The sequence below is a fragment of the [Leptolyngbya] sp. PCC 7376 genome, from assembly GCF_000316605.1.
Lineage (GTDB): Bacteria > Cyanobacteriota > Cyanobacteriia > Cyanobacteriales > MRBY01 > MRBY01.
The window spans coordinates 2,442,572-2,463,306 of record NC_019683.1; the positions used below are offsets into that span (position 1 = coordinate 2,442,572).

At 43.8% G+C, this 20,735-nt stretch carries 15 protein-coding genes and 1 pseudogene; 5 read left to right on the plus strand and 11 right to left on the minus strand.

All coding sequences use genetic code 11. The annotated features are described in order from the left end of the window. Window positions 1-90: 90 nt before the first annotated feature. Together LEPTO7376_RS10860 and LEPTO7376_RS10865 are read left to right on the plus strand one after the other, a co-directional pair. On the plus strand, window positions 91-435 hold the full coding sequence (locus tag LEPTO7376_RS10860; protein ID WP_015134224.1) for a hypothetical protein: 345 nt from the start codon (window positions 91-93) through the stop codon (window positions 433-435). A 104-nt stretch (window positions 436-539) separates the two neighbouring features. Then, window positions 540-917 (plus strand): hypothetical protein, encoded by a 378-nt coding sequence (locus LEPTO7376_RS10865; RefSeq protein WP_015134225.1) that lies wholly within the window; start codon window positions 540-542, stop codon window positions 915-917. A 150-nt stretch (window positions 918-1,067) separates the two neighbouring features. Here the strand turns inward: LEPTO7376_RS10865 and LEPTO7376_RS10870 are convergent, their stop codons facing one another. Together LEPTO7376_RS10870 and LEPTO7376_RS10875 are read right to left on the minus strand one after the other, a co-directional pair. Then, window positions 1,068-1,310, minus strand: coding sequence for a DUF4327 family protein (locus tag LEPTO7376_RS10870; protein WP_015134226.1), 243 nt, complete (start codon window positions 1,308-1,310; stop codon window positions 1,068-1,070). A gap of 420 nt (window positions 1,311-1,730) precedes the next feature. Next, entirely contained in the window at window positions 1,731-2,927 is a 1,197-nt protein-coding gene (locus LEPTO7376_RS10875) for a phosphoglycerate kinase (RefSeq protein ID WP_041765481.1), read from the minus strand. A 160-nt stretch (window positions 2,928-3,087) separates the two neighbouring features. On the opposite strand from LEPTO7376_RS10875, the gene LEPTO7376_RS10880 reads away from it, so the two are divergent. Continuing rightward, complete coding sequence (locus LEPTO7376_RS10880) at window positions 3,088-3,495, plus strand: universal stress protein (RefSeq protein ID WP_015134228.1); 408 nt, start codon at window positions 3,088-3,090, stop codon at window positions 3,493-3,495. A gap of 163 nt (window positions 3,496-3,658) precedes the next feature. Here the strand turns inward: LEPTO7376_RS10880 and LEPTO7376_RS23535 are convergent, their stop codons facing one another. The 5 genes from LEPTO7376_RS23535 to LEPTO7376_RS10900 all read right to left on the minus strand — a co-directional run bounded on the left by LEPTO7376_RS23535 (window position 3,659) and on the right by LEPTO7376_RS10900 (window position 14,991). Further along, window positions 3,659-9,871 carry an SdrD B-like domain-containing protein gene (locus tag LEPTO7376_RS23535; protein ID WP_015134229.1) on the minus strand — a complete coding sequence of 2,071 codons (6,213 nt, stop codon included), beginning with the start codon at window positions 9,869-9,871 and terminating at the stop codon, window positions 3,659-3,661. A gap of 253 nt (window positions 9,872-10,124) precedes the next feature. After that, entirely contained in the window at window positions 10,125-10,340 is a 216-nt protein-coding gene (locus tag LEPTO7376_RS26395; protein ID WP_015134230.1) for a hypothetical protein, read from the minus strand. Between the two features lie 363 nt (window positions 10,341-10,703). Next, window positions 10,704-12,806 (minus strand): BON domain-containing protein, encoded by a 2,103-nt coding sequence (locus LEPTO7376_RS10890; RefSeq protein ID WP_015134231.1) that lies wholly within the window; start codon window positions 12,804-12,806, stop codon window positions 10,704-10,706. Between the two features lie 127 nt (window positions 12,807-12,933). After that, a complete protein-coding gene (gene cutA, locus LEPTO7376_RS10895) occupies window positions 12,934-13,263 on the minus strand; it encodes a divalent-cation tolerance protein CutA (protein WP_015134232.1) in 330 nt (109 codons plus the stop codon). A 15-nt stretch (window positions 13,264-13,278) separates the two neighbouring features. After that, a complete protein-coding gene (locus tag LEPTO7376_RS10900; RefSeq protein WP_015134233.1) occupies window positions 13,279-14,991 on the minus strand; it encodes a serine/threonine-protein kinase in 1,713 nt (570 codons plus the stop codon). 165 nt (window positions 14,992-15,156) lie between these two features. Here LEPTO7376_RS10900 and LEPTO7376_RS10905 point away from each other — a divergent pair, with 165 nt between their 5' ends. After that, window positions 15,157-15,528, plus strand: coding sequence for a hypothetical protein (locus LEPTO7376_RS10905; RefSeq protein ID WP_015134234.1), 372 nt, complete (start codon window positions 15,157-15,159; stop codon window positions 15,526-15,528). Here the strand turns inward: LEPTO7376_RS10905 and LEPTO7376_RS10910 are convergent. Together LEPTO7376_RS10910 and LEPTO7376_RS10915 are read right to left on the minus strand one after the other, a co-directional pair. Further along, window positions 15,525-17,384: a CHAT domain-containing protein gene (locus LEPTO7376_RS10910; RefSeq protein WP_015134235.1), complete on the minus strand. Its 1,860-nt coding sequence runs from the start codon at window positions 17,382-17,384 to the stop codon at window positions 15,525-15,527. The genes LEPTO7376_RS10905 and LEPTO7376_RS10910 overlap by 4 nt on opposite strands. A gap of 126 nt (window positions 17,385-17,510) precedes the next feature. Then, window positions 17,511-18,458 carry a tetratricopeptide repeat protein gene (locus LEPTO7376_RS10915; protein WP_051188769.1) on the minus strand — a complete coding sequence of 316 codons (948 nt, stop codon included), beginning with the start codon at window positions 18,456-18,458 and terminating at the stop codon, window positions 17,511-17,513. Between the two features lie 90 nt (window positions 18,459-18,548). Here LEPTO7376_RS10915 and LEPTO7376_RS29055 point away from each other — a divergent pair. Beyond that, window positions 18,549-19,423: pseudogene (locus LEPTO7376_RS29055) on the plus strand (IS630 family transposase). On the opposite strand, the gene LEPTO7376_RS10930 reads toward LEPTO7376_RS29055, so the two are convergent. Then, window positions 19,420-19,644: a hypothetical protein gene (locus tag LEPTO7376_RS10930; protein ID WP_041763487.1), complete on the minus strand. Its 225-nt coding sequence runs from the start codon at window positions 19,642-19,644 to the stop codon at window positions 19,420-19,422. The pseudogene LEPTO7376_RS29055 and the gene LEPTO7376_RS10930 overlap by 4 nt on opposite strands. A gap of 505 nt (window positions 19,645-20,149) precedes the next feature. Then, the gene (locus tag LEPTO7376_RS10940; protein ID WP_015134236.1) at window positions 20,150-20,731 is read right to left on the minus strand and encodes a Uma2 family endonuclease; all 582 of its coding nucleotides are present in this window, start codon (window positions 20,729-20,731) and stop codon (window positions 20,150-20,152) included. Window positions 20,732-20,735: the final 4 nt, after the last annotated feature.

A 20,735-nucleotide genomic window follows, 5' to 3' on the forward strand; every position in this document is an offset into this window, starting at 1 on the left:
TTATCGACATTCCTAAATAAAAGATCACCAAAAAATTGTCAGAAGTAAAAGTCATTCCTAAGATAAATCTGCAGTGTTTCTGGTAAATCTATGTCTGTGCCATTTACGATCAATCTTTTGCAGGGCTCCGTTTCTTTTCGCTTTACGCCAGAGGCCGCCCAAGCTCTCAAGGCTGATATTGATAGTCTCATGGTCAGTATGCGGGCGATCGCCGGAACGGCAGCTAGCTCAGGCAGACCTGCACCAAAGCAATCGATGGAATATCAACATACAGGCGAAATTTTCCTAGAAATTTTCTGCAACCCGAATATTTACCCCAGCCCCTTCGCAGCAAAAGTATTAATTACCCTCCGCGATGATCGCCTCCGCATTACGAGTGAAGCCGAACTCCCTCGCTTGTTGGAAGACCTTGACAATTATCTCGCCCAAGCATAACTAAGCCCTAGGATAAAGGCGGTTTGTAAACCGTTGCGCTAGGCTAAAAAAAAGATGCTAACTTCTTCCATCACTCTTTTTTGTAGTAGCAGGAATAACCGCCCATGAACACATCCCCCAACATTTTTGACCTCGTCCAGAAAGGATTTCGTGTCACCGTTGGTGCTGCCGCGACCCTTGTCGAAACCATCAAAGACCCCCAAAAAAGGGACGTAACCATCACTGAATTTCGCACTGAGCTTGAGAATCGCACCGCTGAATGGTCAGAAAAAGGCGAAATGACCGAAGCGGAAGCTCGTAAATTTCTCGAAAATGTTTTCCAGAAAGATAGCAGCAAAGCAGCAGGCGATCGCGAAGTTTCCACCTCTGCTGTCGAAGTCAAAGATGCTGAGTTAGAAAAAGAAATTCAGGTCTTAACTGAGCAAATCACAATGCTAAAGACAGAGCTAGAAACACTACGTAAAGAATCGAGCGCCGAATAATACTTTGTATTTTCTCTGCCTAAAATTTGAAAATTCTCTGCTTTTTCAGAATAAAAGCATAGCAAATTTCAAATGATGAGAATACAGGACAAACTATCTATCAATTTAATACTTTAACTTTGGGAAGACGACCATCCAAAAACTTTGGAGTTAATCGTTTTCCCATTTTTCTGCGCTTAATAAATCACCGATACAATCCCGTAATAAATAATCACATCTCTCTAGCTCAGACTCCACACTGTTCCATTCACGGGGTGGAATAAATTCACAGAGACAATAGAGGGATTGATTGCGGCGTACAAGGTTTCGTTCAACTAAGGCCTGCACCTCTCCGCGTATTTGACTAAGGGACGTGAAGAAAGGCGTCGAGAAAGCGAGAGTAGACTCGATCATGATTTCATCCAGAAAGAAAGCTATACAGCTTGAAGAATTTAAAGGCAGAAAGCAATCTCGATTGGCTATTTAAAAATATCACCAACACCAATCTAAGAAATGCTTATTGCATCACTCAACCTGCCATACTTCATTTAACAGTTAACTCTTTCATTTTTTTCCTATCTTAAGAAAGATTTTATTCATATAACTTAATAGCATTATCCATCAATAAATAATGAAGTGAGTGTCACATACGAGGTCGATGAAAAGCTAAAACAAATCACCTCAGTATTAAAACTTAGATCAACAAAGTTATTTCTTTAGGCTATCCATGGAGTGTTCGCAATAAAAAATCCCCCTTATCAAGGAGGATTTAGAGAGATTCGTAATATCTGGTTGCAAATCTAAGTTTGCTTCAAAATCAAAGCAAACAAGAACTTAAGCTTCATCAAGAGCAACGATACCAGGAAGTTCTTTGCCTTCGAGAAGTTCGAGACTAGCACCACCACCAGTGGAGATATGGCTCATCTTCTCAGCAACACCAACTTTCTCAACTGCTGCAACAGAATCACCACCACCGATGATTGTTACTGTGCCAGTGGCAGTAAGACCAGCAAGGGAGTTGGCGATCGCCTCAGTACCGACAGCAAACTTATCAAACTCGAATACACCCATAGGGCCATTCCAGATTGCAGTGCCACAGCTATTGAGTGCATCTTGGAAAACCTTAACGGAATCAGCACCAATGTCTAGACCCATCCAGCCATCAGGAATTTCCTGAACACTAACAGTCTTAGCATTCGCATCAGGCGCGAAGTTATCAGCAATAACAACGTCAGTGGGAAGAAGAATTTTGCCATCTGCCTTTTCTAACAAAGACTTTGCGAGGTCAACCTTGTCCTCTTCCACGAGAGAAGAACCAACAGAAAGACCTTGAGCCTTATAGAAAGTGAAGATCATGCCACCGCCGATGAGGAGCTTGTCACACTTTTCAAGAAGCGTCTCAATTACGCCGATTTTGCTGGAAACCTTAGAGCCGCCAACAATTGCAACCAAAGGACGCTTAGGTGCTTCAATCGCACCCTTGAGGAACTTCAGTTCTTTCTCAATGAGCAGACCAGCAACGGAAGTACCAACATGGTGCGTTACGCCTTCGGTAGAACCATGAGCACGGTGAGCTGTACCGAATGCATCGTTTACATAAATGTCTGCATTAGCAGCAAGTGCTTTTGCAAACTCAGGATCATTCTTCTCTTCACCGGGGTTAAAACGGAGGTTTTCGAGGAGAGCAACTTGGCCATTACCTAAACCAGAAACAGCAGCAGACACTGCATCACCGATGCAATCATCACACTTCACAACATCTGTACCGAGAAGCTCGGATAGACGCGCTGCAACGGGTGTTAAGCGCATGGATTCATTCACTTCACCCTTTGGACGACCCATGTGGCTGCCGAGGACAACCTTCGCACCTTTCTCTGTGAGGTATTTAATAGTAGGCAATGCTGCACGGATCCGAGTGTCATCGGTAATCACGCCGCTATCAGTTAGGGGAACGTTGAAGTCTACCCGTACAAAAACCTTCTTTCCTTCCAAATCACTTTGAGTGAGATTTGCAACAGTTTTCTTAGCCACTACTAAGAGCCTCCAATTTAATTGCTTTTTATAAAGTTCTGTCATCTTCTCTTCAGAAGAAGAGCCCTCTTCCTACAGAATTAAACTAGAGTTCAGTTTCCGAAACAAGTATCTCCAAGCAGATCTGACCGGAACCTATGACTAGGAGGTAGATTTACTTATGTTTAAAACGATTCTTTTTCCGATTGATCAGAGCCGCGAAGCCCGTGATGCCGCAGAAACGGTGGTAAATCTCGTGAAAACGTGTCAAAGTCGCCTAGTGTTATTGTCGGTTGTCGAGCCATCAGCACCAGAAGGTGATGCAAAAAATGTCATGAACTCTGAGGAAGCCGTCGCAAAGTTACTGAAAGGTGCTCACGATTTATTTGAAAAGTCTGGTATCGAAGCAGATACGATTGAGCGTGAAGGGATGCCGTCGTTTACGATTTGCGATGTCGCAGATGAGATTGAAGCAGATCTGATTGTGATGGGATGCCGAGGTATGGGATTAACGAATGATGGTGCAGCAGAGAGTGTTACCAGTAAGGTAACTAATCTTTCGCCGTGTCCCGTTTTAGTCGTGCCCTAAGTAAGTCATCATAAGCGCTACGACCACAAGTTAATTGGACATATAGAAAAAACCGTCTCCTGGAAATTTAAGGAAACGGCTTTTTTATTGTGATTATTTTTTGAGGGTTTAGAGGTGATCTCGGCGATCATCCCCTAAATCTTCAACTTAAAGAAGTATCAATCTAAACAATGATTAGATCATTTTGAACACCAGCTTCAGCAGCAGAGATTGTGTCAGAAGCAACAACCTTCACGTAGTCGAAGCGACCAAATTCACCGCCATCCTTATCAGCAGCAAGCTTAATCACATCACCAGTGCCGAGATGTACATCGTTGAGAACATACTGCGCTTGGTTATGGTCAGAAACGTAGCTCGAACCAAGATTTTGATTCCAAACCCAAGACGCCTCAACATGACCATCAATGGAAACAGAAGCACTAGTCTGACCATCATTTTCATCGAAGTAGCCGACGATAATGTCGTAAGTGCCAGTTAAACCATCAAAGGTTTGAGTCGCATAACCATGGGAAGAAGTGAGCTGAATGATGTCATAGCCATTGATGTGCTTCTCTTTGTAGTTGCAGAGATGCATATCGCCAACTTCATAGTGAATGGGATCGATAGTAGGCTCAGGATTTGTGTACCCACTCTGATCGCTATCGCTAACGTCACCAGCAGTAACAGTTGCAGTATTAATGTAGTCACCAATCACTGTTTCACCAGCAACATCAACATTCAATTTCTTAAGCTTAAATCGATCGTTGCTACCACCAACTTTCGCTGAGATGATGACAGTGTCACCTGATTCCTGAGCGCTGTTAAAGTCAGCCCAGCGGTCAGAAGAACCGCCCCAGTTATCTTCACGGCCGAAGCTATTGAGAGTAGAGGCAAGGTTAGAGTAAGTGATGTCACCATTGCGATCGCCAATCCAGATAGAGATGTCACTATCACCATAGACATAAGCGAGATACGCTTCATCAACCACAACACTCTGGTCAAATTCAAAGACCACATAGTCAATATTGTTGTTATTGCTGACACGATGGCCCGAACCAGACTCATCGAGATTAGTGACACCTAAACCGCCACCATAAGCACCGAGGTAAGCATCTTCCCAACCATAGTGATTGCTATAGCTGAATGCACTCACATCAACGTCAACGCCTTCAGAGCTGTAAGAGCGGGTATTACCCACATGACCAGTCGTGTAGCTATTGCCCGTGAGATGGAAAGTGACATCGTTAGATGCAGTGACAACACTCAAGTCTTGAGCGGCTTCGGTCTCAGAAGTGTAGAGCCAAGTCTCACCTGCATCGAGGAGGTTGTTGCTGTTCACATCACCACTCACATAATCCGCAGTGAAGTCATCGCTAGTGTCACCAGCGGTACCATTGTCATCGGTCACAACTACATCGTTCTTCGCGAATGACACATTACCAGTGTTAGTTACTTGGTAAGTGAATGTCACATCAGAACCAGCCGCAATTTCAGGAAGGTTATTGAAATCAACATCCATGCCATTGGTGAATTTCTCAATCTCGATACCAGGCTCAGGATTGAATTCAGGGTTGGTATAACCACTATCATCACTATCACTAACATCACCAGCAGTAACAGTTGCTGTGTTGATGTAGTCACCAATGGTTGTTTCACCAGCAACATCGACATTCAGCTTCTTCAGCTTAAACAGGTCATCAAGGTCATGAGGGTCTTTAGTGCTTGGAGTAAGGATTAACGTATCGCCAGAGATACCGTCGCCATTGAAGTTCGCCCAGCGATCACTGCTACCACCGTTGTTATTTTCCTTAGTGAAGCTATCCAGGAGACTATCGCTTAGTTCAGAGATATCTGCTCCATCGCGATCGCCGATCCAGATAGTGATATCACTATCGTGACCAACGTAATCGAGGAAAGCCTTGTCGACAACAACATCTTGATTGAATTCAAAGAGGATGACATCTAACCAACCTTGATTTTCAACCGCATGGGAGCCATCGCCATCACTGTTAGTAACACCTAAACCATGGCTATATTTGCCGAGGAAACCATCTCTCCAAACACCATTGGTGTCACGGCTAAAGGCACTCACATCAACAACTACGCCATCCTTATTGAATGTACGAATATTGCCGTAAGAAGAGCCTGTCGAAGTGGAAGAACCAGTGAAATCGAAAGTGACATCTTTAGATGTAGTCACCACGCTCAAATCCTGGGCAACTTGCACTTCAGAAGTGTAGAGCCAAGTTTCATCGGTATCCAAGAAACCATTGTTGTTATCATCACCACTCACATAAGTCGCAGTGAAATCATCACTTGTGTCACCGGCAGTACCGTTGTCATCAGTAACTACAACATCGGCTGCCGCAAAAGCCACATCACCGGTGTTGTCTACTAGGTAAGTAAAGGTAACCGCAGTACCTGCTGCAATCTCAGGCAAGTCGCTTAGGTCAGTGACGTCAATACCGTTAGTAAACTTCTCAATCGAAATACCTGGATCTTGAGGCTCAGGATTAACGTAGTTAGCAGGGTCATCATCCTCTAAGCCATTAACAGTAACCTTACCGATGTTGGTGTAGAGACCAGGACCATCTTCAAAGCTATCGAAGTCAAGGCCAGAAATCGCACCGCTGCCAACAAGATCAACAACAATCTTCGAAACACCACTGTTGTCAATATTTAGCGTTTGAAGACTGCCATCACCAGGAGCAGGAATGTTAGTTGTATCAATTAGATTGCCGTTGCTGTCATAAGCGAAGACCTTACCGCCGGACTCTTCGATGTCAACAAAGCTAATGCTATTAATATCAACTGCAGAATCAAACTTGAAAATAAGCTCGCCACCATGCGCTTCGTCATCAGGGTCAGAAGAATCACCGTCTTCAGAGATGATGAGGATATTACCTTCAGTTGCAGTAGCAAGATCACCATCACCACCAGTGGGGTTAGCACTATCGAAGATCATCGCTTGGTCAGAACCACCAGTCGCCGAGATAGTAACACCTAAATCTGAGTACTCAGTATCAATGACTGTTCCAGCAGCAAGTGCATGACCTGTACCATCATTGTCAAAGTCAATAACATTGTTAACTGTTGCACCAGTACTCAAGTCTTGAGCAGCAATAGTCTTGGTATATTTCCAAGTCTCACCAGCATCAAGGAAGTTGTTCTGGTTAACATCACCAACATTAAATCCACCAGAGAGAATCTGATCAGGGTTGAAGTCATCGCTAGTGTCACCAGCAGTACCGTTGTCATCAGTCACAACAACATCAGCGCCGGCGAAAGCGACATTACCAGTGTTGGTTACGTCATAAGTGAAGACTGCATCCGCACCAGCTGCAATCTCAACCGCCTCCGCTGCAGTGTCAGCATCTTCGCCATTAACAAACTTCTCAATGTCAATGCCAGGGTCTTTTTCAATGAGGCCAGCGTCAAGAGTGGGATTAAACTCACCGGGAGCCAAGGTCACAACCTGAGTCATTCCAGTTGTGGGGTCAGCATCAGAATCTAATGCATCATCACCACCTTGGTTTGCTGCAGTGAAACCTAGGAAGTCATCAGCGTTAACCGCTGTAGAAGCATCAAAGGTTACCTTATATTCTTCACCAGGGTTGAGACCATCGAAGAGATACTCACCATTTGCATCTGTTGTTGTTGTGTCAGTTGTGTCATCCGCTGTGCCGATTACACCGTCTGCACCACCACCAGTCAGAGTTACTGTTACGCCTTCAACTCCTTCTTCTCCAGCATCTTGGATGCCATCGCGGTCTCTATCAACAAATACTTTGTCGCCTAGACTCGCTGTCTTCTCTACTAAACCTGCATCCAATGTGTCGTTAAACTCACCAGGAGCAAGGGTGACAATCTGAGTCATTCCAGTTGTGGGGTCGGCATCACTATCTAATGCATCATTTCCACCCTGGTCGGCATCGGTGAATCCATCGAAGTCACTTGCATTTGTTGCAGTGGATGCATCAAAGGTCACCTTGTACTCTTCGCCAGGGTTGAGACCATCGAAGAGATACTCACCATTTGCATCTGTTGTTGTTGTGTCAGTTGTGTCATCCGCTGTGCCGATTACACCGTCTGCACCACCACCAGTCAGAGTTACTGTTACGCCTTCAACTCCTTCTTCTCCAGCATCTTGGATGCCATCGCGGTCTCTATCAACAAATACTTTGTCGCCTAGACTCGCTGTCTTCTCTACTAAACCTGCATCCAATGTGTCGTTAAACTCACCAGGAGCAAGGGTGACAATCTGAGTCATTCCAGTTGTGGGGTCGGCATCACTATCTAATGCATCATTTCCACCCTGGTCGGCATCGGTGAATCCATCGAAGTCACTTGCATTTGTTGCAGTGGATGCATCAAAGGTCACCTTGTACTCTTCGCCAGGGTTGAGACCATCGAAGAGATACTCACCATTTGCATCTGTTGTTGTTGTGTCAGTTGTGTCATCCGCTGTGCCGATTACACCGTCTGCACCACCACCAGTCAGCGTTACTGTTACGCCTTCAACGCCTTCTTCTCCAGCATCTTGGATGCCATCGCGGTCTCTATCAACAAATACTTTGTCGCCTAGACTCGCTGTCTTCTCTACTAAACCTGCATCCAATGTGTCGTTAAACTCACCAGGAGCAAGGGTGACAATCTGAGTCATTCCAGTTGTGGGGTCGGCATCACTATCTAATGCATCATTTCCACCCTGGTCGGCATCGGTGAATCCATCGAAGTCACTTGCATTTGTTGCAGTGGATGCATCAAAGGTCACCTTGTACTCTTCGCCAGGGTTGAGACCATCGAAGAGATACTCACCATTTGCATCTGTTGTTGTTGTGTCAGTTGTGTCATCCGCTGTGCCGATTACACCGTCTGCACCACCACCAGTCAGCGTTACTGTTACGCCCTCAACGCCTTCTTCTCCAGCATCTTGGATGCCATCGCGGTCTCTATCAACAAATACTTTGTCGCCTAGACTCGCTGTCTTCTCTACTAAACCTGCATCCAATGTGTCGTTAAACTCACCAGGAGCAAGGGTGACAATCTGAGTCATTCCAGTTGTGGGGTCGGCATCACTATCTAATGCATCATTTCCACCCTGGTCGGCATCGGTGAATCCATCGAAGTCACTTGCATTTGTTGCAGTGGATGCATCAAAGGTCACCTTGTACTCTTCGCCAGGATTGAGACCATCGAAGAGATACTCACCATTTGCATCTGTTGTTGTTGTGTCAGTTGTGTCATCCGCTGTGCCGATTACACCGTCTGCACCACCACCAGTCAGCGTTACTGTTACGCCCTCAACGCCTTCTTCTCCAGCATCTTGGATGCCATCGCGGTCTCTATCAACAAATACTTTGTCGCCTAGACTCGCTGTCTTGAAGAATCCAGCATCAATTGTGGGGTTGTTTTCACCAGGAGCAAGGGAAACAGTATCTGTAACACCACTCACGCCTGCATCAGAATCAGAAGCATCATCACCACCTTGGTCGACAGGGCTCGACATATCAAAGCCATCGGGAGTTTCAAATTGGACTTTGTAGTCACCCGCAATTACATCAAAGTGATAATTACCGTTCTCGTCTGTGGTTGTGGAGTCGATAATTTCGTTATCTTCAATAACGCCATCACCATCTAAGTCTGTAAGAAGATTTACTGTTGCACCTTCAATGCCTTGCTCACCTACGTCTTGAACGCCATCTGCATCTAAATCTTCCCAAACACGATCACCTAACCGAGAAATCTCAACAGCAGCAATGATAGTTTGAGCATTCGCAACAACAGGAGCTTCGCCATCGACATCAGGAACAATTACAACAGCAACCTTTTGACCAAACTCAGTGGGGACAAAACCTTCTCCATTAGTTAGAGCAAGATTGACCATCTGATCAACCTCAGTCTGATAGAGGTCATAAAAAGCTTGCCTGTTAGCTGGTATGCGACCATCAACTAGCTGCCAAATGGCTAATTGAACGAAATTGAAAATATCAAAGCTTGGACTACCAAAATCAGCTGGGTCAAAATCTTGATTAATTAGCCAGTTTACGGAATCAAGATTGTCTGGATTGTCAATGTAATCAATTTCGCCATCAGTGCCGGAAGCATCCTCAGCATCCATGGCAGCAATGTCATAGCTAGAATAAACTTTCGCGGTGTAGACAGTACTATCGATAGTACCGTCACTAAGATCTGTATCTTGGTCAATCTCTAAATCGCCATCAATACAATATCCATCCAAAATCAAACCGCGCAAAAAGCCAGCTTGTTCTTCGTCAGCGATCTGAACGTCAAACCAACTATCTGCATCAGAAGTGGCAAAACCTGCGCCTAGATTGAAGTTCACACTTGTTGGCAGAGCTGAAGCAAGTGAGTTGATATCGAATGTTCCGGACATTTTTCCGAGATCTCCTGGAGACGAAAATGAGTAAATTAGGTGATTGAGAAATTTAAGACTCGTGCTTCTCTCTCAGCTTCTTGAAATGAATTAAATCGTGAGAGAAAGACTATTATAAAAAGTTGGTATATAGAGACAGAAGAGCACACAGCACGGTGATGATTTAGTATTCGCGCCATGCACTCCAACTTCAAAAAAAGAAAAAACGAATAGAGATAGCGAGCAAAACAAATCTAGACAGATTTATTTAGATTTACTCAGCAACATCACCATTCTCTTCAGATTTCTTGCGACGCAAACTAGCAACTCCCATACCGAGGGCCGCTAAAACAGCGGGAGGAGTGGGAATATCTTGAGGAATACAAGTTGGATCGTTAGGAGAACAAGCTGTATTTGCAGATGCAGGAGGTGCCATTACGGTAGCTGTACCGAGAGCTACGATTGCCGCCAAGGAGATGTTCTTAAGCATGAATTAGGTTCCTCGTAAAAAAAGTGAGTGGTTATATCTACGTAAGTACACTTCTAACATGAGTTTTCGAGAGCCTACGTGAATTCCTAGTGAAGAACAGACGGTTTATATGAAGCTCTGACGAAGCTAATGTAAAGTAACCCTCAAGCACAATCTTTTTTTGTGAAAATTTGTATTTTGCACTAGCGACTTTTAACGATTTTATGGGAGCTCAGAGTTTTTCATCCGCAAAATAGCTGAACTTTCTGAGTGCATCACAAATTCATCAGCTCATTGTGAACCACGGGAAACCAAAAGGAAAAGGTCGCTAATTTTACAGTTTTTGATGAAATGGTGGTTTTCTAGCGAAAGGATTATTCGCTATTAGGGGTTGCCAGCATTAGAAGTATCTCGGGCAATGTCGAAAATTACGGTTCGGCTTAACCAAATGGGATCATCTGAGGTGATATCTGGTGGAGGCTGCTTAACGCCAAAAGCAATGATTCGACGACGATCAATGCCTTTATCTTCAAGGAGCAATTGCACTGCTTGCACACGTTTTAGAGCAACATCGGCAGTGTATTCGGTGGGGTGTTGATAGCCAATGATGCGGAGATTGATGTTGGGATATCGGGCAAGGTATTGTTTGACTAATAATAATTTCTGGTCAATATCACGAGGTTTGACGACAGCGGAGTTTTGGTCGAAATAGACACGGGTACTAATAGGCTGGGTCTCGACTTGGATATTATTCGTAATTTGTTCGATGCCGTTGATTTGCTCGACGGCCTCAATAATCGTTGTAATATCGTCAGCTTGTAAAACAGTGCCGGCAAGGGTAACGCGATCGCCGTCGAGTTGGGCATCTACTTGAATGCCATTAACGCTATTGAGGGGAGTCAATATTTTCTCGATTTCAGCTTGGCGTTGGGCTTTATCTAAAGGTTCTTCAATCACCAAAATATTGTTGCTCAGCTCAAAATCTGGCAAAGTCTGACGGGCGATCGCCGCCGCTTGGTCACTGAGTTCTTGTCTTGGTAAGCGGCCAGTGAGATAAAGCGTCTTATCGCGAATATCTGGGCTGATATCTGGTGTGAGGCGATATAGAGCAAGTTCTGGCGTTGTTTGTAAGGCGATCGCCACCTCTTGCTCAAATAAATAGATTCGTCTTAACCAATAGCCATACAATCCAATCGGAATCAACGAAAGTACAAATAATCCAACCAAAAGACCTCGCCAAGGAAAACGTCTCGGCTTCGATATTGGCCGTGGAGATTCTGAAGAATTTGAGGACTGGACAATGACAGGTTCAACAGATTCCGGTACAGATTTAGCCTCTTGAATTTTCAGCTGCACCAGGTCAGTCATTAGCGGCAACAACTCATCGAGGGGTTGTTGGGATGAAGCGATATATTGATCAATTTGCAGCAATTGGCGATCAAGCTGAGCATTTGTCTGACGTAAACGCAGCACTTCTTCATTCCACATCAAATCCCGAAATTGTTGTATCTGAGCAGCTCTATCATCGGGGACAACATGTTGATGTTGCTGACGTTCAGACGATTGGGTTTGAGGTGCAGAGTAAGCTGATGGCTGTGGTGTTGTAACGGGAGTTGTCTGTGGTGGTGGACTAGGTAGCTCAATAACATCTGGAATTGGCGAAGCCATCACCTCAATTGGCTGTTCCTGGTTTGTCGGGGTCTCGACGGACACTTGATTAGTGAGGATGCTATTAATCTGTGCAGCGAAAGCATTTATTGTCGCATTAGTATTCGTCGGCTCTGGAGTTGGCTGTTCCTGCTTTGTTTCAGGTTTAGGGGCAGCTTGATTGTTGAGGATGCCATTAATTTGTGTGGAGAAAAAATCTACGCTCGCACTGGTATCTGTCGGTTCTTTTGGCAATTCTGGCTCTGGAGAAGTTAGTTCTGGTGTGGTTACTTTTGGAGAAGTTGGTTCTGGTGTAACGACTTTTGGAGGAGTTAGATCTAATTTTGGAGGGGTAACGGATGGTGGTGTATTGGGAGGTTGAGGAGTAGGAGAAGCTTTTGGTTGAGGGATTGGGGCAGGTGAAGGGGGTGTTGGCTCAACAAATTTCGGAGCCACAGGTACTGGTTGCGGCTTGTTTTGGATTGGAGTCGGGGCAGGCGAAGGGGGTGTTTGTTCAACAAATTTCGGAGCCACAGGTACTGGTTGCGGCTTGTTTTGGGCTGGAGTTGGCGCTGGGATTTGGTTAGGAGGAGAGACGGGTGTTTCTTTCGCTTGGGGTGGGGCGACTTGAATCACCTGTAGGATCTCATCAATTTTCTTTTCGATCGCACTTTGAACTTCGTTACCCTGGGCACGCATCTCTTCTCGTACGCCACTAATCTGTTCTTCTAAATCACTAATTTTCGTTTCATATTCAGAAATTTGTTCTCCCAAAATCGCATTGCGAAGAATATCGAAATCGAGGCGATCGCCATTATCCTGCTGGTTTGATTCAGGCATAACTCTTTAACCTCGTAATATTCGAATCTGAATGCCAAATAACTTGACTTTAATTTAGCCCATGTTCATTCAACAGTTACATATAAGGATGGATCAGGACAAAAGTTTAGTTGGCCAAAGGTCATCTCTACGCTAGGGTTTCGGTATTTGCGGAAATCCATTCTGCATAGGGTGCATAACTCTGGGCCAAGGCGATCGCATAAATCTCTGGTAGCTCGTAGGAATGTCTAGCCAAAATTACTTTCTCGATCGCCTCGTAATTTACAGAGACAGTTTTAAAGACCACTTTAAATTCTGGCGAATGGTGCACATCACCTTGCCAACGGTAAATACTTTCGATCGGCGTAATCTGAGCACAGGCTGCGAGTTTTTCGTCCACAATCTCCCGCGCAATTCGTTGGGCTTCTTCTAAATTTCCTGTGGTCGTGACTACGGCGATCGCCTCTTTATCCTTCATGATGCAGTCCAAATCCTAATGAAAATCTTTATCCCAAACGCCCAGATATAAACGTCCGCTGTCATTTCGCTGGATTTGACCACGATATTTTTTAGTGCGGAAAGATCGTAAATCACTATTACCAGAATGGACGTCGGCGATCGCCTCAAGAATTTCTTTAGGGACTTTCTCGGGGATTAATTCTTCTGCTGTATTTTGAATCAAAGTCACATCTGTGCCGATAGGAAACGTCACTTCTGTTTGGCGCACGTTAAATTTTTTGTCATCGACGACATAACCGAGCGACACATTTTGCGGGCCGTAATCCTTGTAGAGAATAGCGATACTATCTGGCCAAAATCCTGTCCGCCGCTCTGTGGGAGTCCCCAGCGCTTCAGCAATATCTTCTTCGTTTTTACCGACTGGTATTAAAGGGAAAGCTGGTTCCTGAGGCTCCGGTTCTGGTTGAGGCTCTGGCTCCGGCTCCGGCTCTGGCTCCGGTTCGGGTTCTGGCTCCACAGGTGTGGGTTCTTCTGGTTCCTCTGGCTCTGGTTCGGGTTCTTCCGGAGTTGGGTCAATAGGATTTTCGGTGGGAGGATCTAGTTCTGAGCTTGGGGGAAAATCTTGTACCTGCGATCGCCCTAAAACAGCGAAGGCCAACCATAACCCAGCCCCAAGTCCCAACAAACTAAAAAATAACAATGCACAACCGATTTTCCAGCCACCCGATTTTTGTTTTTGAGGGGGAGGAGATGGATTTACCACGACAGGTGTGGCCGTCGCCGATGTCTGCAACGCAGGAGCAGGAGAACCAATCACCCTTGTTGCCGTAGTTTGAGTCGGGTTGCTTTGTTGAACTGATGGAGAACTGGGAATAACAGGTTGTATGGAGGGCGATGACGTTGGGAAAGGTTGGGTTGGAGTGGATTGATTGAGTAGCTCATGCGACATCGCATTAGCAGTGGGAAAGCGATCGCGGGGATGGAATTTTACAGTTTTGGCGATCGCCTGACCGAGAGGACTATTTATATAAGGAAAATCTTGTTGCCAAATCAACTCACCTGTTTGGGTATCCGTCGCGAAATGTTGGGGTGACTTGCCAGTGAGAAGATAAATCGCGGTAAAACCCAGTCCATATAGATCACTCGAATAAACAGGGCGACCTGTACCCTGTTCTGGTGCCATATAGCCCGGCGTCCCAATCGCCACAGAAACGGGACTACTCCCATCCGGATAAATCGATGTGGTGAGCGCTTCTTTTACTGCCCCAAAGTCAATCAAGACAGGTCGTTGATCACTTTCCCGCAGAATAATATTTTCGGGTTTAATATCGCGATGAATAATGTATTTGTCGTGAATCGATTGCAGCACTGGCAATAAATCCACCAGTAAATCCTTTACCTGCTCCAGAGACATACAGCCCCGCTGCTGCACAATATCCTGGAGCGTGAGTCCATCGATCCATTCTTGAACTAAATAAAATTTGCCCTGATCTTCGAAATAGGCAAACAGTCGCGGAATTTGCGGATTATTTTCTCCCAAGCCTTCTAGGATTGCCGCTTCCCGCTGAAATCTTCGCTGAATCTCTTGCACCATTTCAGGGCTAGTTGCCTGAACCTTCAGGGCTTTCAACACACATTGCCGCTGGGAAGGAAGCTGCATATCCTTCGCCAAAAACGTATCGCCGAAGCCCCCTTGTCCAAGGGTTTTAATAATTTGGTAGCGACCGTTAATCAGGGATGACTGCATAGAAAATTAGGGCGAGAAAGCACATAGAGTATTCTACATCTCCGCTTTTATTCATTACGTAGAATCCCACAGGATAAGAAAAAGGGCGATCGCCAACTGATTTTTTCTTAGTGTTCTTTGAGTGGTGATAACCTGAAAGAAAATCGGGTTAAAGACTTAAAAACTATGGCCACAATCCTTTCTGCTGAAGAACTATCCAAGTTTCGTAAATCTTTCGATGGGGTTCCAGAGAGTCTCTCGACCTTAGATGTCATTGAACTGTGTGATGGCAATATCGAGCAAGCAATCAGTGCCCTTGCTCCACAGTTTGGTATCAACATTACACGAGATAGTGAGAAACCTATAGACAAGTATATTCAAGGTTTTAGTCACATTATTTGTGATGAGGATTTTATGGATGAGGTCATGAGTGGTTTACTGACTGCGGCAGTGGGTGCTCTAGCTGCTGCTGGTCAAATTTCGACTGCTATTGCGACACCGATTGTTCTTTATGTCGCGAAAAAAAGCGTTAAGAAGTGGTGTTCCACTCGCACTTAAATTCCCACAACGGTAAACGCTGCCCAGTAATAAGGATGACAATACTCTGACTCTGGTTTAAGAAGCACAGCAGTGAGTGTATTGAGATAAAGTTCGGCTTTTTTTTCTGGTAATCTCCGCTTCACGATTGGACTAATCTCGTCTAGAAATGCTTGTCCTTTCTCTGGAGTGAGGGTGCGCATCCAGTTTTGGGCAGCGTTTAAGGCTTGAGCGGGTGTCGGTAATTGTTCTGGTGAATTTATGGTTTCAGTTGTCCTTGCAATTGGAGCTATTCCAGTTTGGAGTGAACCGTCTAATCCCTGAAAACTAAAGCCAAATGGTGATGGTGAAAACGCTGTGACTTTTTGATTAGGGAGACCATTTTTCAGATAGTGATAGGTCTGGATCATCAAAATCGATGTAGCAAGGTCGCTCACTGGCCAAAGACTACTAATCACAGCAGAAGCTCCGGCATAAATAAACCCACTGGGTAAGCCGACGTATTCATCGCCGAGGGAATTCAGGTCAGTAATTCCAGTTTCGCAGGCGGAAAGGCTAACAAGGCTACAGTTTGGCAAGTTGAGTTCAAAGATCTCAGCGAGAGTGAGACGGTTATCGGCATTATCTTCATTGTCGTCGTTCAGAATTAAGGCGGAGTTGAGGGGAGACTGAAAATCAAATGTGCCGTGGCAGGAGAAATGGAGACAATTCAGTTTTTCGAGGTTGGGATGGTTGCGGAAATTCGTTTCAGAGGCATTTTTTCGATCCAGAATGTCGGTTTCAGGGAAATAATCGCTAATAGCTTCAACTTCCAGCTCGGAGAAGAGTAAATCTTGGGTGGGATTTTTAATGGCGAAGAAATGATCATTTGCTGATTTTTCTTGGCGTTCGAGGACTTGCAGGAGTTGGCAACTGGGCGCGTAACTGACACCAGCGGAGAATTTATCGAGTAAACAACGATCATCGCTTAGGGGAAGGGCATGGAAGGGGAGAAAATGTAGCTGGCGATGGGGAATGAGAATGAGTTTATTCAGATCGAATTGCTGGAGTTGTTCCAGAATTTGGTCAAGGTGAAGGGCTTGGCAGAGGGCTTTTGAGACTATTGCAAATTGCTCTTTCGCTTCTGTCTTAGTGAAGCGATGAGTTTGACCATAAAGCTCTAGATATTTTTGGACAGCTTCAGCAATAATCTCAGTTTCAACGGCATGGAGAATCGGTTGAGCTTGATCTTTCGTGATTAGGAAAGCAAAGGTTTTTTCTTCGGTTATATACCACTCCACAATGGCAGTTTGGTCATCTAATAAATCCTGAATCTCTGCAAAAGTGATGGGTTGAACGGTTTGGGTCAGCGTAAAAGTCGGATCGATAGGCTTAATCTTTTCAAGTACTTGATCTAACTCGGCTCTCGCTTGTTTCAATTCAGCAGAAATTTGTTCGCGAGCTTGCTGAGTCAGAGGATTAGTATTATTACGATTAGATTCTTCGAGGACTTGCAATTGACGATCTAGAGTGGGAATTCGGCGACGAAATTCTTTGAGTTTCTCGATAATCTCTGGGTCAACATCACCTTTCGGATAAAGCTCACGGCTAAAAAGAAGTTCTGTTAAATTTCGGGATTTACTACGTTCAGCATAGGTTAAAGCGTGATCAGTCTGATTGAGTTCAACATAACTTTGGGTAATGTTTGTAAAAACCCGAATAGACTTATCAATGATTTGTTGACGATGGCGATCACTAAGCACAATGTTACGAACACTTTCAATAGCACTAATTGCTAGTTTGTAAGTATTTATCGCCTCTGACCATTGTTTATTTACGAAATAAAGATTGCCTAGATTACTGGCAGATTGCAAACAATCAAGGGGATAATCATCCAATGTTCGAATCTCAAGTGCTCGCTGGTAAGCTTTAGAGGTTGTCTGAAAAGGGTCTGACTGTAACTTTTGTCATTATGAGCCTGACGAAAAAATAGGAATTTCAGAGGATTTTCTTTGTGGAATCACCTACATGTCTATGCTCAAAATATACTTTTCAGACATCCTCTTAATAGTAGCATTAATATTTTCTACTGGATTTCCTTTTATCCGTTCACAATACACAAAACCCAAGTTGTTCTGAGCTGTTGCCCATTGATGAGAATTTTGTTCTTGAGTGTAAATTTCAAGAGCTGCTTCACAAGCACTTTTTGCAGATTCAATATTGTCTTTTCGGCTTCCTTCAACACGGTTTAAGTATGCAAGGGATAAATTATTTTGAGTGATTGCCCATTCTATAGGAAGATCTTCACGGTTTCTTACTTTTAGAGATAACTTAAGTGCATTAATAGATATTTCTATATTTTTCGCAGCTTCACCATTGATACGTTTTCGGTAAGCAATAGCAAGATTACTTAAAGTTCTCGCCCAATTTACAGGAGATGCTTTATAAGTTCTAATTTCGAGAGCTCGCTCATACGCATCAATTGCACATTCAATATTACTTGCAGTATTCCCCAATATTCTTTCACTGTAAGCATTTCCTAAATTGTTCTGAGTCATTGCCCAGTCTACTGGATATGTTTCGCGAGTTCTAACACAAAGTGCCTCTTTGTAGGTAATAATTGCAGACTCGATATTTTCTGCTCTGTCCCCTCTAAGGCGACATCGATAAGACATAGCTAAGTTATTTTGAACAGTTGCCCACTGTTTAGGAAAAGTACTACTCTTATAAACTTCCAGAGAGAGTCTATATACATCAATTGCAAATTCAATATTTTCTTCTCTTTTACCTCTAATTCTCTGCATATAGGCGTTTCCTAATGTAACTTGAGCCGCTGCCCAGTCTATTGGAAAAGAAGCGTGAATGTAAACTTCAAGAGCTTGCTGACAAAATCTAATGGCGTTTTCAATATTTTGTAATTTATTTCCCCAAATACGCTCCGTGTAGATATTTGCTAGGTTGTTTTGAGTCATTGCCCAGCTTTCTGGAAAGTCTTCGCGAGTATATAGCAGGCAAGGAGTGGGTTAAGACAGAATAGGATAGAAGCAATAAACATAGATGCCATGCCTGCTCCCCATAGTCTTGATTTACGCCTAAAAGCTGTTGCCGCCTTCGATAAAGGTGAACGAAAAAGTGATATCTGTCGCTTCTTTGGTATTAGCCGAAATACGCTAGACCTGTGGCTGAAACAACGAGAGAAAATCGGTTCAGTCGCTCCGAAGACAGATTACCGTCGAGGCCCTCAACCGAAGATTAATGATCTAGATGCTTTTCGTGCTTTTGCAGAGGAATATGGGCATCTAACCCAGAAGGAAATGGCGGAGAAATGGCCAGAGTCTATTAGTGATGCATCCAGACGTGAAGCTCTACGGAAAATTGAATTTACTCGAAAAAAAAAGACCTATCGATATCAAGAGAGAGATAAAGAATTAGAAAAAAGCATTTGTGGCACAACTGAAGCAGTATGTCCAAAGAACGACTCGTATATATCGATGAAAGTGGATTTGATAATACCTTAGATTATGGGTATGGCTACTGCCATAAGTCAGAGAGGTTTATCGCAGAGAAGTTAGGTCATCGTACAGAACGAGTTAGCGTGATTGGAGGATGGCGAGAGGGAGAGCAGATAGCACCGATGGTATTTGAGGGCTATGCCAACAGCGCCTTAGTTTGCCAATGGGTAGAGGATTGCTTAGTGCCAGAGTTGATTCCGGGTCAAATTATTATTCTGGATAATGCCAGTGTTCATCCAAAGGAAAGAATACAAACATTGGTGGCGAAGGCAGGATGTGAAGTGATATTTTTGCCACCCTACTCACCACACCTGAACAAGATAGAGAAGTTTTGGGGGAGGTTAAAGAAGGAGGTAAGTAAGCTCATCAAGAAGACTGAGGATTTGTTCGATGCCATCAGAATAGCCTTCTGTTCTATGTCCTAACCTTCTCCTTCGCTGCTATAGATTTTGAGAGCAGATTTATAAGAAAGTATTGCCTGCTCAACATTATTGGCATAGTTGCCCTGAGTTTTATACGAAAGAGCAATACCTAAATTATTCTTGATTCTTGCCCATATTAATGGATTCAGTTTTTTCTCGATAAGAAGCAAAGCTGTTTCATAACAAACAATTCCAATTTCGATATTTATACTTTTATCCCCCAACGGAAACTGATTAATAAGATCTCCTAAGTCCCCTAAATCATTAGCAATTCATGCTTTCTGTTCGTCATCTTTTATATGATTAGGAATAGTTTTAAATCTCCCTTGAATAAGCTTTAAAAAAGTATTATCTAAATAATCAATATGTTCTTGCAAAAACGGATAAACAACAGACGAATCTCTCCTATGATTAGAGACTAATTGCAATAATTTAGATAAAACAATCTGGTGCTTATTAGACATGTCATTGACTTCCGTATAGAATCAATTTCTTTGTCAGCCAGATTATATTCTTAGTAATAAAATATTGGCTAACACTCAAATCAAATAAAGATTTCGTGCGTATTGCCCTTGACGCTTTTCTTGACTCATTGCAAGCTAATTTCGACACGAAGATATTTCTTCCCTCATAGCGCCTCGGCTCAAAAATGCTTGTGATCCCTCAAGAAATGATAAATCCCCAACTTTCTCGAGAAGTTGGGGCTTTCAACAGACGATCATCTCAGCATTATTCAAAGACTATGCCTTTGTAGAGTTCATTTAGAGCTAGATCAAAATCTATTGAAGCCAAGGCAATCGTTTCATTAACACCTTTGCAGTCAGTCAAAAGCCATTGATTTTCAGCCGTCTTCGCAAAATGTTTTACGTAGCATTGATATTGGTCAATCAGTAAGTATTCAGAGAAGTTTGGAATAGAACGATAGGCATCAAACTTTTCTCCTTGATCATAATTTTGTGTGGAGCTTGATAACACTTCCGCAATGACAATCGGATTCGTGATCGTCATCTTAGTTGTATCTGTATAGATCGGCTCATCCCGAACAATCATTACATCAGGGTAAGTATATTTATTTGTTTTGGGAATCCAGAGCCTCACATCATTGGAGTAAATCTCATAGTTTTTATCGCGGAAGTAAGAGAGAAAACAAAACACAAAATTCAGCGTAATTGTATTGTGATTTGTTGTTCCGTCGATAATCTCAATAATCTCCCCATCTCGATATTCATGCCGTACCTCAAAATCCGCTTCTAGGGCAATATACTCTTCGGGTGATAACGCTTTTGTTTTTGGGGAACTGCTGCAACCCAATCAC

Coding starts and splice junctions, on each gene's coding strand:
- LEPTO7376_RS10915 (WP_051188769.1), bottom strand. CDS start 18,458: ATGACTCAAAACAACCTAGCAAATATCTACACGGAGCGTATTTGGGGA.
- LEPTO7376_RS10870 (WP_015134226.1), bottom strand. CDS start 1,310: ATGATCGAGTCTACTCTCGCTTTCTCGACGCCTTTCTTCACGTCCCTT.
- LEPTO7376_RS10890 (WP_015134231.1), bottom strand. CDS start 12,806: ATGCCTGAATCAAACCAGCAGGATAATGGCGATCGCCTCGATTTCGAT.
- LEPTO7376_RS10905 (WP_015134234.1), top strand. CDS start 15,157: ATGGCCACAATCCTTTCTGCTGAAGAACTATCCAAGTTTCGTAAATCT.
- LEPTO7376_RS10860 (WP_015134224.1), top strand. CDS start 91: ATGTCTGTGCCATTTACGATCAATCTTTTGCAGGGCTCCGTTTCTTTT.
- LEPTO7376_RS23535 (WP_015134229.1), bottom strand. CDS start 9,871: ATGTCCGGAACATTCGATATCAACTCACTTGCTTCAGCTCTGCCAACA.
- LEPTO7376_RS26395 (WP_015134230.1), bottom strand. CDS start 10,340: ATGCTTAAGAACATCTCCTTGGCGGCAATCGTAGCTCTCGGTACAGCT.
- cutA (WP_015134232.1), bottom strand. CDS start 13,263: ATGAAGGATAAAGAGGCGATCGCCGTAGTCACGACCACAGGAAATTTA.
- LEPTO7376_RS10880 (WP_015134228.1), top strand. CDS start 3,088: ATGTTTAAAACGATTCTTTTTCCGATTGATCAGAGCCGCGAAGCCCGT.
- LEPTO7376_RS10865 (WP_015134225.1), top strand. CDS start 540: ATGAACACATCCCCCAACATTTTTGACCTCGTCCAGAAAGGATTTCGT.
- LEPTO7376_RS10900 (WP_015134233.1), bottom strand. CDS start 14,991: ATGCAGTCATCCCTGATTAACGGTCGCTACCAAATTATTAAAACCCTT.